The 11,079-nt window shown below is 54.9% G+C and carries 12 protein-coding genes; 4 read left to right on the top strand and 8 right to left on the bottom strand.

Annotated features, from left to right (window positions below; translation table 11 throughout):
• Positions 1-182: 182 nt before the first annotated feature.
• Both QMX93_RS27265 and QMX93_RS27260 read right to left on the bottom strand, forming a co-directional pair.
• Entirely contained in the window at positions 183-371 is a 189-nt protein-coding gene (locus QMX93_RS27265) for a hypothetical protein (protein ID WP_282358621.1), read from the bottom strand.
• A 67-nt stretch (positions 372-438) separates the two neighbouring features.
• Positions 439-1,026, bottom strand: a complete 588-nt coding sequence (locus tag QMX93_RS27260; protein WP_053116783.1) for a TIGR00730 family Rossman fold protein — start codon at positions 1,024-1,026, stop codon at positions 439-441.
• A 340-nt stretch (positions 1,027-1,366) separates the two neighbouring features.
• Here QMX93_RS27260 and azu point away from each other — a divergent pair, with 340 nt between their 5' ends.
• Positions 1,367-1,813: an azurin gene (gene azu, locus QMX93_RS27255; RefSeq protein ID WP_053116784.1), complete on the top strand. Its 447-nt coding sequence runs from the start codon at positions 1,367-1,369 to the stop codon at positions 1,811-1,813.
• A gap of 220 nt (positions 1,814-2,033) precedes the next feature.
• The gene (locus QMX93_RS27250; protein WP_282358620.1) at positions 2,034-2,945 is read left to right on the top strand and encodes a hypothetical protein; all 912 of its coding nucleotides are present in this window, start codon (positions 2,034-2,036) and stop codon (positions 2,943-2,945) included.
• Positions 2,946-3,109: 164 nt separating this feature from the next.
• Here the strand turns inward: QMX93_RS27250 and nadE are convergent, their stop codons facing one another.
• The 5 genes from nadE to QMX93_RS27225 all read right to left on the bottom strand — a co-directional run bounded on the left by nadE (position 3,110) and on the right by QMX93_RS27225 (position 7,330).
• On the bottom strand, positions 3,110-3,937 hold the full coding sequence (gene nadE, locus QMX93_RS27245) for an ammonia-dependent NAD(+) synthetase (protein ID WP_282358618.1): 828 nt from the start codon (positions 3,935-3,937) through the stop codon (positions 3,110-3,112).
• A gap of 4 nt (positions 3,938-3,941) precedes the next feature.
• Positions 3,942-5,165, bottom strand: coding sequence for a nicotinate phosphoribosyltransferase (gene pncB / locus QMX93_RS27240; protein ID WP_053116787.1), 1,224 nt, complete (start codon positions 5,163-5,165; stop codon positions 3,942-3,944).
• Positions 5,166-5,214: 49 nt separating this feature from the next.
• Positions 5,215-5,469, bottom strand: a complete 255-nt coding sequence (locus QMX93_RS27235) for a hypothetical protein (RefSeq protein WP_053116788.1) — start codon at positions 5,467-5,469, stop codon at positions 5,215-5,217.
• Positions 5,462-5,731, bottom strand: coding sequence for a hypothetical protein (locus QMX93_RS27230; protein ID WP_053116789.1), 270 nt, complete (start codon positions 5,729-5,731; stop codon positions 5,462-5,464). Before QMX93_RS27230 ends, QMX93_RS27235 begins: the two co-directional genes overlap by 8 nt.
• A 132-nt stretch (positions 5,732-5,863) precedes the next feature.
• The gene (locus QMX93_RS27225) at positions 5,864-7,330 is read right to left on the bottom strand and encodes an alanine/glycine:cation symporter family protein (RefSeq protein ID WP_282358617.1); all 1,467 of its coding nucleotides are present in this window, start codon (positions 7,328-7,330) and stop codon (positions 5,864-5,866) included.
• Positions 7,331-7,503: 173 nt separating this feature from the next.
• On the opposite strand from QMX93_RS27225, the gene QMX93_RS27220 reads away from it, so the two are divergent.
• Positions 7,504-8,313 carry a helix-turn-helix transcriptional regulator gene (locus QMX93_RS27220; RefSeq protein ID WP_282358616.1) on the top strand — a complete coding sequence of 270 codons (810 nt, stop codon included), beginning with the start codon at positions 7,504-7,506 and terminating at the stop codon, positions 8,311-8,313.
• An 82-nt stretch (positions 8,314-8,395) separates the two neighbouring features.
• On the opposite strand, the gene QMX93_RS27215 is transcribed toward QMX93_RS27220, so the two are convergent.
• Positions 8,396-9,295, bottom strand: coding sequence for a LysR substrate-binding domain-containing protein (locus QMX93_RS27215; protein WP_282358615.1), 900 nt, complete (start codon positions 9,293-9,295; stop codon positions 8,396-8,398).
• A 163-nt stretch (positions 9,296-9,458) separates the two neighbouring features.
• On the opposite strand from QMX93_RS27215, the gene QMX93_RS27210 reads away from it, so the two are divergent.
• Positions 9,459-10,949, top strand: a complete 1,491-nt coding sequence (locus QMX93_RS27210) for an aldehyde dehydrogenase family protein (protein ID WP_282358613.1) — start codon at positions 9,459-9,461, stop codon at positions 10,947-10,949.
• The last annotated feature ends 130 nt before the right edge of the window (positions 10,950-11,079 follow it).

Genomic DNA, 11,079 nt, shown 5'->3' with positions numbered 1-11,079 from the left:
GCTCGCGATAGCGGTGTGTCAGCAGCAAATATTTCAACTGGCACACCGCTATCGCGAGCAGGCTCACTCCTACAAGGGGAATTGGGGTGTTTCGGCAAGTGGGGCTGTGAGGGCCGGCAGTGAAACCGCCAGCCCCGTCACAAATCCGCAGGGTCTGATTCGATCATCAAACCCGGTGGGGTTCAGGCGTCAGGCGCCTGATCTTTCGGTGCTTCGGTTGCATCAACTTCATCTTCTGTTGCCACTTCACCCTCAGGGTTCAGTGCTGCTTCTTCAGCGGTTTGCTTCTTGCGCTGAAGCTTTTCCTCTTTCTTCTGTTCCTTTGCCAAGTCGCGTTGACGTTTGGCGAAGGAGTAATTGGGTTTGGCCATGGGCGTTCCTCTAGGTCGAAGGTGAGGTTGAGCGGCGCGTATTCTGCCCTGTATCGACGTCCGAGGGTTAACCGGGTTTTTGATCGACCCACTTTGGCGTGACGGTCGGCTTCCAGTTATCCAGGGCATCGAGCAGCGTTTGCGGCGATTCGCTCACTTGCAGCATGTCACGGTGTGGCGCGCGAACGAAGCCTTCGCCGACGATGTGGTCAAGAAAAGCAGTGAGTTTGCTGTAAAAACCGTTCACTTCGAGCAGACCCAGCGGTTTGCCGTGATAGCCGAGCTGGCCCCAGGTCCAGACTTCAAACAATTCTTCCAGCGTGCCGAGGCCGCCGGGCAGGGCGATAAACGCATCGCTGAGCTCCGCCATCCGCGCCTTGCGCGCATGCATGCCGTCGACCACTTCCAGACGTGTCAGGCTTTTGTGACCGATTTCCTTGTCCATCAGGCTCTGCGGAATGATGCCGATCACTTCGCCACCAGCGGCCAGTGCGGCGTCGGCGACAATCCCCATCAAACCCACGGCGCCACCGCCGTAAACCAGCGTCAGCTTACGCTCGGCGAGCGCTCTGCCTAACGCAACGGCAGCTTCGGTGTAAGCCGGATCAGTACCGGCGTTGGCACCGCAAAATACACAAACGGATTTCAGAGACATGCTTTTCTCCTGGGTCAATCCGACACAGGGTAATGGCTGGCACGCCTCGATCCAAGGGCTAAACTTCGCGTTCCGGTGTTTCAAAGGTACCGCTGGCGCCACAGGCGTAGGCGGCGAGCAAACTGCACAACAGACCGTTAAAGAACATGACAGGCACTCCGTTTCAGTAGATGCGCCGATCATAGGGCGGGGCGGGAATTCTGGCCGTTAGATTGTGTCGATGAGTGTCATAGCCTGAAAGTTGTATACAATTTTTGACGCAAGTCATAGGAACTTGCGAAGATTTCAGGCAGTCTTTCCACCATTAGTGTTTTTGTTAACCCTGCCTTGGAGATTCACCATGTTTTCCAAAGTTGTTGCGGTATCCCTGCTGGCGCTGGCCAGCAGCCAATTGATGGCTGCCGAGTGCAAAACCACCGTTGACTCCACCGATCAGATGTCCTTCAACACCAAGGAAATCGTGATCGACAAGAGCTGCAAAACCTTCACCGTCGAACTGACCCACTCCGGCAGCCTGCCGAAGAACGTCATGGGCCATAACCTGGTGATCAGCAAAGAAGCTGACATGCAGCCAATCGCCACCGACGGCCTGGCCGCCGGCATCGACAAGAACTACCTGAAAGACGGCGACGCTCGCGTAATCGCCCACACCAAAATCATCGGCGCCAAAGAAACCGATTCGCTGACCTTCGACGTATCTAAGCTGGACGCCGCTGAAAAATACGGCTTCTTCTGCTCGTTCCCAGGCCACATCTCGATGATGAAAGGCACTGTGACGCTGAAATAATCTGCCGCTGAAGCTTTAAAAAACGCCGCTGCGAGGTTATCGCCGCGGCGTTTTTTTGTGGCTGGACTGGGTGTTTTTAGTGAAACATCAAGCATGGCCCACTGGTCGGAAAAGCATCAATACCTGTAACTTCTGACAGTAGACACAAATCTTGATCCTGAGTCTGATGGGTAAGCACTCGCATCACCGGGCGCATCCATTCCGAAAAAGGAGTTTTCGTATGACCGATCAAGAGAAATTTCCCCACCCGCGTACTTTGATTAGCTCGCTGGATAAAATCGCGAAAGTGAGCTCGACTCGAATTGAAAGCATCACCAATGGTAAGGGCGAGCCCATCGACAATGGTGGCGTAACCGATAATTCTGATTTGTCTTTCGTTGGATCGGCTCAACCAAGCCAGTACGCGCAAATTCTGGATAACGGAGTTGGGACGCACCCCGCCGTATGGGTGGACGATTACTGCCATTTCAGTGCCTTTTTTCCCGATGAGGCAGCGGGGGAGCATGCATATACCGTTCAAACAATGGATGGTCATAAGTCGGATGTCTGGCGTGTTTACATTGGCAAGGCCACGGAAGCAGACATTGATTGGGTTAACGATAGCAATGGCAATCCAATCGAAAGAGGCGGGTTCACACGTGATACCGAGTTGAACTTCGTTGGCTTTGGGAGGAGCCACACGGAAGTGAAACTTTTCGATAACGGGAATTATCTTCAAACGCTTGCAGTGGACGGTAACAGCCATTGGAGCGCCTTTGTTCAGCACTTGGTGACAGGGCTCCACCAGTTTACCGTGCTTGGGCCTGATGAAGTTTTATCCCGACCTTGGGTTATCGAGGTCAAAGAGTCAGCTCCGCTTGCGATCCAGTTCGTCATCGATTCAAATTTGAAGCTGCTTGGAAACCACGAAAAAACAACCGCTAAGACGGTGACGTTTGTTGGCACGGCAAATCCGAATGAAAAAGGGTTTCTCTCTGACTACGACAATGACGTGGCTTCGATCCATGCAGACTCCAATGGAGTTTTCACAGTGACGGCTTATGATTTGGCAGAGAAGGTTCATACCTTCAGGATCAAGTCTGATAATGGTCGATTATCCGACCCTTGGACTGTTCGAGTTGTCGCTTCCTGAATTCAACAGAGGTTATCGAGTCAATAAAAAAGCGTCCCTTGGGACGCTTTTTGCTTTCTGTAGGAGCTGCCGAAGGCTGCGATCTTTTGATCTGGTTTTGAAGATCAGGATCAAAAGATCGCAGCCTCGTTTCACTCGACAGCTCCTACAGGCTCCGCCGCGACTTATGGGGCGAATGGCATCACACGTTTGTGATGGGTTTTGTTGTAGGTGTCGACGATGATTTTGAAGGCTTCCTCGCGCACCGGCTCGCCGTGCAGAAACGCATCGATTTCGGCATACGTCACGCCATGCGACGCTTCGTCCGGTTTGCCCGGCGACAAATCTTCAAGATCCGCCGTCGGCACTTTCTCGACCAACGATTCCGGCGCGCCGAAGCTGCGGGCGATCGCGCGCACCTGATTTTTCACCAGACCGCTCAGCGGTGCCAGATCGCAGGCACCGTCGCCGAATTTGGTGAAGAAGCCCATCACCGCTTCCGCCGCGTGGTCGGTGCCGATCACCAGGCCGTGCGCTGCGCCGGCGATGGTGTATTGAGCGACCATGCGCATCCGCGCCTTGGTGTTGCCGAGCACGAAGTCCACCGATACTGCGTGTTTGCCTTCGAACGCGGCGACTTCACTGGCCAGCGACTTCACGGCTGGCCCAATGTTGACGGTGTGGCGTTCGTCCGGGGCGATGAAATCTACCGAGGCCTGGGCGTCGTGCTCGTCGAACTGGGTTTCGTACGGCAGGCGCACGGCGATGAATTTGTAGCTGTTATCGCCGGTCTGGTCGCGCAGTTCACGCATCGCGCGCTGGGCCAACAGGCCTGCGGTCAGCGAATCGACGCCACCGCTGATTCCGAGCACCAGCGTCTTGAGCCCGGAATTGACCAGACAATCCTGAATAAAGGCGATGCGCCGGGCGACTTCGGCCTGCTGGGCTTTGTAGTCAGCGAACGGCGGTTGCACTTTGAGCTGTTCAGCAATCTCACGCTGTACGGCTTGCATGAATTCACTCCTTGCTAGATGAACTGGAATCGGCAGGAACCTGGAACACGTGTCGCAAGTAGGCGACGAAATTCGGGTCTTTGCAGTGGGACTTGCCTGGCTCGTCGGAGATCTTCGCCACCGGTTGGCCGTTGCAGGCAGTCATTTTAAGCACGATGCTCATCGGTTCGACACCCGGAATGTCACAGGTGAGGTTGGTGCCAATGCCGAAGCTGACGTTGATCCGGCCGTGCAGCGCGCGGAAGATCTCCAGCGACTTGGGCAAGGTCAGGCTGTCGGAGAACACCAGCGTCTTGCTCATCGGGTCGATGCCGAGCTTGTGGTAATGCGCGATGCATTTTTCGCCCCACACCACCGGATCCCCGGAGTCGTGGCGTAAACCGTCGAACAGCTTGGCGAAGAACAGATCGAAATCGCCGAGAAACGCATCGGTGGTAATGCAGTCGGTGAGGGCGATCCCCAGCAAACCCCGGTACTCACGCACCCAACAGTCGAGCGCGGCGATCTGGCTGTCGATCAACCGTGGGCCGAGTTGCTGGTGGGCCATGATCCATTCGTGGGCCATGGTGCCCAGTGGTTTCATGTCGAGTTCGCGCGACAGGTGTACGTTGCTGGTGCCGACGAAACGCCCGGGGAAATCGTGCTTGAGCACGTTCACCACTTCTTCCTGCACACGGTAAGAAAACCGGCGGCGGGTGCCGAAATCGGCTACTTGCAGTTGCGACAATTCGTCGGCCGAGGCGTTGGCGGTCAGCCAGTCGAATTTGCGGTAGAGCTGCTCGCGCGCCTGTTCGAGCACGGTTTCGCGGTAGCGATAGCGGTTGCGCACTTCGCTGACGATCGCCAGCAGCGGCACTTCGTAGAGGATCACATGCAGCCACGGCCCGCGCAGGCGGATGAACAGCTCGCCGTTCTCGATGCCGGTGTGCACGTAGCGCAGGTTGAAGCGGAACAGACCGAGGAATCGCAGAAAATCCGGTTTCAGGAAAGAGATACGCTCAAGGAAATTCAGTTGATCGGCGCTCAGGCTCAGTTCGGCCAGACGCTCGATCTGATAGCGGATCTCGGCCAGGTACGGGCGCAGATCCTCGCTGTTGCGGCAACGGAATTCCCATTCGACTTCAACGTTGGGGTAGTTGTGCAGCACCGCCTGCATCATCGTCAGTTTGTAGAAGTCGGTGTCGAGCAGGTTCTGCACGATGCGATCGGCAAACACACTCTCGCTCATAAACGGTCTCCAGGTGCGCCGCGCTGTGGCGCGGTAAAAATCAATGGCGCTAGTGGCGCATATCAGTGGTGGGGATTGCCAGCGCTTTTTTGCTCTCGGGTGAAAGATCCTCTGAGGCCATGCATCTCAGTCCACAAAATTTAGCTATTTTCGGTTGCGCCTCAAGTGCAGCTTGAATGACTTGTTCGAGTTGTGCCCCGCTTTTTAAATAATCGGCCAGCAGGGAGTGTTTGGGTATCAGATTGATTTCAACTGCTTTAACCAAAGCAGCTCTGAGCATTTCTTGGGTTACGATTTTATACATGAATGACGCCTCCTTTGAAGGTGATCTGTTCCAGTGTGTCGACGCCGTCCTGAAGTAGCACGTACGCTGGAAGTATTAGTTTATAAAAATCAGAATCGTTGGTGCCCTTGAGGGTGACTAATGTGAAGGCCTCCAAAAGACCTGCGGAAGCGCGGATTCTGAAACAGGCATCTTCAAATAACTGATTGGGTGTGGCATGTGAGTCTATGAAGTATGTCGGCGTATCAGTTGCATTTGCTTTGAGGGGGTAAAAGCGATTCATGGATAAACTCCTTCTGTTTGTTCCGGGCGTGACGGCTCGAAGAAAGCAGGGTTCTTGAGATTTTATTTTTAGGTGGGTTTGATGTAGTAGCTGCAAAGCCATTAATTGATTTAATGACTTTGCATGTTCTGTTTAACGTTTGGCAGTCTGTTTACTGGTGCTCGAAGAAATAACGTTCTCGCTATGAGTGTTTATGTCTGGGCAGCTATATCCCGGCGGCCATGCCAAAAGATCGATATCCAGATCCGGGAATTTACTTGAGTCGAAAATGGGCTTCTTTATTCCGGCACGGCGTTGTTCGTCGTAGTCGCGCACAACACGCATGCTGATGTTGAAGAGCAAGAACATCGCTACCAGGTTGACAAGCGCGAGCAGTGTCATGGTGATGTCTGCAAAAGCCAGAACAGTGGACAGGTCTTCGACGGAGCCCCAGTACACTAATATCAATACCAGCGCACGGTACAAGAGCAGCGTCTTTCGAGGCTCACCCAAGATGAACCGCAAGCTGTTTTCTCCCAGGTAATAGTTGTAAAGCATCGCCGTGAATACGAAGAGCGCAAGCACGACGCTGATAAACATCCGTCCCCATTCCCCGACGACGGCGGCGAGCGAATTTTGTGCCAGCGCAATCCCGTCACCTTCAAATCCTGGTGTGTAGAAACCCGATAGCAAAATCAGTAGCGCTGTACACGTGCAGATTATGAATGTATCGATGAAGACACTCAGGGCTTGTACGACGCCTTGTGCAACCGGGTGGCCGATCTTCGCTACTGATGCGACATTGGGAGCGCTTCCCAGTCCTGCCTCGTTGGAGAACACTCCGCGTCTCACCCCCATGATGATTGCGCTGCCCACCAGCCCGCCAAAGGCCTGATCCAGCCCGAACGCGCTGTTGATAATGGTCATGAGCATCGCCGGAACCTGGTCGAACTGCAGAACCATTACGTAGGCCGTCACGCTGATGTAGGCGAGAACTTTAATAGGTACCAGAAGGTCAGCAACTGCCGCTATGCGCTTTATCCCGCCAATGAAAACGACCCCCAGCAACAGCGCAAGTCCGAGCCCTGACCAGATCGGCGCCACGCCAAACGCATCTTTTAGTGAATGCGATACCGCATGCGATTCGAGGCCGTTGATCGCAAACCCAAAAGTCACCAGCAATAGTACGGCTGCGATCATGCCGAGCCAGCGCTTGTCCAGACCGTGCTGGATGTACCAGGACGGGCCCCCTCGGTAGAGGCCTTTGCCATCGCTACGCTTATAGAGTTGTCCCAGCGTACATTCGAAGAAACTGCTCGACATACCCAGAAGAGCAGTCATCCACATCCAGAACACTGCGCCGGGCCCGCCCATGCTTACCGCGATCCCGACACCGACGATATTTCCCGTGCCGACTCGCCCGGCAAGGCTGAGCATAAGCGCCTGAAATGAACTCAAGTGATGGCTGTTGCCGCGCCAACTGCCGAGTAATACGCCAAACATATGGGGGAAATACCTCAACTGAACAAATCCGGATCGGACAGTGAAGTAGCTTCCTAAACCAAGCACTAAAGGTATTAGTACCTTACCTGACAGAAAGTCGTTGATGATGTCTAGCATTCCAAGCTCCTTGCTTTGTTAGTGCTGGCGAATTAATGGTGTCGCCAGTCCTGAAGCCTTTCAGGAGTCGTAATATCCAGCCATATTTCATCCGATGCAATTTCGCAAGTTGCTCAAATGTGATGCTGGTTGCTGCTATGGTGAGTTCTCCTGGGTTTCTTGCTGAGTGATTTATGTGTGAATTTTTTTCCGCAAACTTGAGGTTTCTGTGTAGTCACTACAGATCTGTCGCAGAGGTCTGTAGGAAGGTTCGTATTAATCGTGGGCAGTTTAATAAGTATCTTTGTGGGAATAGTATGCCCGCACCTTTTAACCTCAAGCGGATTTGCGATTTTTTTGGTGTGGAAGAATTTGAAATGCGCCTGCCAAGCGAGCAGTTCAATGCATTGATTGGCGTAAAAACCAGCAAAGCCAGGCTCTTCGATGAAGAAACAGTCTCACAAAGAGTTTTGAAACACCTGCGCAAACAATCCTCACCAGAACTGAAGGCTCACACGGGGTATTACCACGAGTACTACCATGCGATGACTGAACCGGGTTCCATTCTGTGTTCGCTTGTGCATGTGCGGGAAGAAGGCGATGACATAGTGTATGAGCGAAATGAGCAGTTACAGATGTCTGGGGTAGAAGGTGGGTTTGAACGATATCGATATAAAGGTGTTGCTTATTACCTGCGAGATCGCCTTTTTTTCGTAGATTATGAATCGCTGACTTCAAACGAAATCAGTCAAACTATTCTCATCCCAAGTTTCAAAAGCTGCATTACACGGTTAAATGGATTGAAGCTTGGCGTTTCGGCTGCTGATCATCGCGCGCCTTCCTGTTCAAGGGTGGTCTGGGAATATTTGGGGCAGGAAATTGATCGGTCCGCAGCCTATCGTCGTGTCCGGTTGTACAACCCTGATGATTGCGCCATTGATGCCGATCTGCGTGCGCGTCTCGCCCAGGCTCAGGTTGTGGATGGCCTGTTTGTGATCGTATGACAAATTTTCGTAGGAGCTGCCGAAGGCTGCGATCTTTTGATGTTGGTTTTGAAGATCAAAAGATCGCAGCCTTCGGCAACTCCTACAGGGGATTGTCAATCTGCTCGAGCATCCATTTGACGAAATCCCGCACCTTGGGCACTTCCGCCGCGTGCTCCGGGTACGCCAGATAGTACGCGTCAGTACTCGGCATCGCATGCTGCCAGGGAATGACCAGTTTGCCGTCGGCCAATTCCTCTTCCACCAGAAACCTTGGCAACAGCGCCACGCCACAACCCACCTGTGCGGCGCGAATGCACATATAAAAGGTCTCAAAACGTGGGCCGTGATAGCTGTGTTCGGTCTGGTAGCCCTGACTGTCGAACCAGTCGTGCCACGCCTGTGGGCGCGAGGCGTTTTGCAGCAAGACCAGATCGGTGAGTTGCGTCGGATCAGTGAACGGTTTCTCCGGCAGACTGCTCGGCGCGCACACCGGCACCAGTTCTTCGCTGAACAACTTCAGGCATTCAGTGCCCGGTCGCGAGCCTTGACCGTAATAGAAAGCCAGATCACTGCGCCCTTGCAGCAAATCATCGGCCTCTTGCTCGTTGCACAAATCCAGATGAATTGACGGATGGCGCAAACGCCAGCCTTTCAGGCGTGGCACCAGCCAACGCGCGCCGAAGGTCGACGGGGTCGATACGCGTAGGACTTCGGTCTCGCCGCCGTAGGAACGCAGGTAATGCGTCGACATCTCCACCTGCGTGAGGATTTTTCGTACTTCCACCAAGTACAAATCCCCGGCCGGGGTCATCTGCAAACGTCGGCGCACGCGGAGGAACAACAAGTGTTGTAACAATTCCTCAAGCTGCGCGACCTGCTTGCTCACCGCACTCTGGGTCAGGTTCAGTTCCTCGGCGGCACGGGTGAAGCTCAGGTGCCGGGTCACGGCCTCGAAGCATTGCAGGGCGGTGATCGAGGGCAAGTGGCGTTTGTTCAGCATGGCCGATCCTTTTCTTGTCTTTCTATGCTCAGCATGAATAAACGGAATGATATCTCGCGTAAAGGTCGTTTGTTGCCTCGCCATTGTGAAGCTACAACTAATGGCCTGCCCGGTCGTGAAATGGCGACCGCACACATTCAGTTTTTTGCTTGAGGAGTGACCCATGGTTGCCGCATTGCTTGATCGTCTTGGTGTGAACCCGGCCCTTTATCAGAACGGCAAAGTGCCGGTGCACTCGCCGATCGACGGCAGCCGCATTGCCGCCGTGAACTGGGAAGGCCCGGCCGAAGTCGAGCAGCACATCAGTCGCGCAGATCATGCGTTCGAGCAATGGCGCAAGATTCCGGCTCCGCGTCGCGGCGAGCTGGTACGTCAGTTCGGCGAAGTGTTGCGTGAATACAAGGCTGATCTCGGCGAACTGGTTTCGTGGGAGGCGGGCAAGATCACCCAGGAAGGTTTGGGTGAAGTGCAGGAGATGATCGACATCTGCGATTTCGCCGTCGGCCTGTCTCGTCAGTTGTACGGTTTGACCATTGCCTCCGAGCGTCCGGGCCACCACATGCGTGAAACCTGGCATCCGCTGGGCGTGGTCGGTGTGATCAGCGCGTTCAACTTCCCGGTTGCAGTCTGGGCGTGGAACACCACGCTGGCGCTGGTCTGCGGCAACCCGGTGGTGTGGAAGCCGTCGGAGAAAACCCCGCTGACCGCACTGGCCTGCCAAGCGCTGTTCGACCGTGTGGTGAAGAATTTTACCGATGCACCGGCGAATCTTTGCCAAGTGATCATCGGTGGTCGCGATGCCGGCGAAGCGTTGGTCGATGACCCGCGTGTCGCCCTGATCAGCGCCACCGGCAGCACGCGCATGGGCCGCGAAGTGGCGCCGAAAGTCGCCGCGCGTTTTGCCCGCAGCATTCTGGAGTTGGGCGGCAACAACGCGATGATCCTCGGCCCAAGCGCCGATCTCGACATGGCGGTGCGCGCGATTCTGTTCAGCGCCGTCGGTACCGCCGGCCAGCGTTGCACCACGTTGCGTCGCTTGATCGCCCATGAGTCGGTCAAAGAAGAAATCGTCACCCGCCTGAAAGCCGCGTACTCGAAAGTGCGCATCGGCCATCCGCTGGAAGGCAATCTGGTCGGCCCGTTGATCGACAAGCGCAGCTTCGAAAACATGCAGGACGCGCTGGAGCAGGCGTTGAGTGAGGGCGGTCGGGTGTTTGGCGGCAAGCGCCAATTGGAAGATCAGTTCCCGAATGCTTACTACGTGTCGCCGGCGATTGTTGAAATGCCGGAGCAGAGCGATGTGGTGTGCAGCGAAACCTTCGCGCCGATTCTGTACGTGGTTGGTTACAAAGATTTCCAGGAAGCACTGCGCCTGAACAACGCGGTGCCGCAAGGGTTGTCGTCGTGCATCTTCACCACTGATGTGCGTGAGGCTGAGCAATTCATGTCGGCGGTGGGCAGTGATTGCGGGATCGCCAACGTCAACATCGGTCCGAGCGGTGCGGAGATTGGTGGTGCGTTTGGTGGTGAGAAGGAGACCGGCGGTGGTCGTGAATCGGGTTCGGATGCCTGGCGCGGGTACATGCGCCGCCAGACCAACACCGTGAACTATTCGCTGGAGTTGCCGCTGGCGCAGGGCATTACCTTCGACTGATTGATGAAATCTCCCCTGTTGGAGTGAACCCTTGTGGCGAGGGGATTTATCCCCGTTGGGCTGCGCAGCGGCCCTGAAAATCTAAAAGCGACGACTGCTTCGCAGCCGAACGGGGATAAATCCCCTCGCC

This window comes from Pseudomonas sp. PS01303 (assembly GCF_029959385.1).
In the GTDB taxonomy this organism is placed as follows: Bacteria; Pseudomonadota; Gammaproteobacteria; order Pseudomonadales; family Pseudomonadaceae; genus Aquipseudomonas; species Aquipseudomonas rustica.
This window is presented reverse-complemented; position numbering and strand designations above follow the sequence as displayed.

Coding starts and splice junctions, on each gene's coding strand:
- QMX93_RS27260 (WP_053116783.1), bottom strand. CDS start 1,026: ATGTCTCTGAAATCCGTTTGTGTATTTTGCGGTGCCAACGCCGGTACT.
- QMX93_RS27250 (WP_282358620.1), top strand. CDS start 2,034: ATGACCGATCAAGAGAAATTTCCCCACCCGCGTACTTTGATTAGCTCG.
- QMX93_RS27235 (WP_053116788.1), bottom strand. CDS start 5,469: ATGTATAAAATCGTAACCCAAGAAATGCTCAGAGCTGCTTTGGTTAAA.
- QMX93_RS27215 (WP_282358615.1), bottom strand. CDS start 9,295: ATGCTGAACAAACGCCACTTGCCCTCGATCACCGCCCTGCAATGCTTC.
- QMX93_RS27220 (WP_282358616.1), top strand. CDS start 7,504: ATGTGTGAATTTTTTTCCGCAAACTTGAGGTTTCTGTGTAGTCACTAC.
- QMX93_RS27230 (WP_053116789.1), bottom strand. CDS start 5,731: ATGAATCGCTTTTACCCCCTCAAAGCAAATGCAACTGATACGCCGACA.
- QMX93_RS27265 (WP_282358621.1), bottom strand. CDS start 371: ATGGCCAAACCCAATTACTCCTTCGCCAAACGTCAACGCGACTTGGCA.
- azu (WP_053116784.1), top strand. CDS start 1,367: ATGTTTTCCAAAGTTGTTGCGGTATCCCTGCTGGCGCTGGCCAGCAGC.
- QMX93_RS27210 (WP_282358613.1), top strand. CDS start 9,459: ATGGTTGCCGCATTGCTTGATCGTCTTGGTGTGAACCCGGCCCTTTAT.
- nadE (WP_282358618.1), bottom strand. CDS start 3,937: ATGCAAGCCGTACAGCGTGAGATTGCTGAACAGCTCAAAGTGCAACCG.
- pncB (WP_053116787.1), bottom strand. CDS start 5,165: ATGAGCGAGAGTGTGTTTGCCGATCGCATCGTGCAGAACCTGCTCGAC.
- QMX93_RS27225 (WP_282358617.1), bottom strand. CDS start 7,330: ATGCTAGACATCATCAACGACTTTCTGTCAGGTAAGGTACTAATACCT.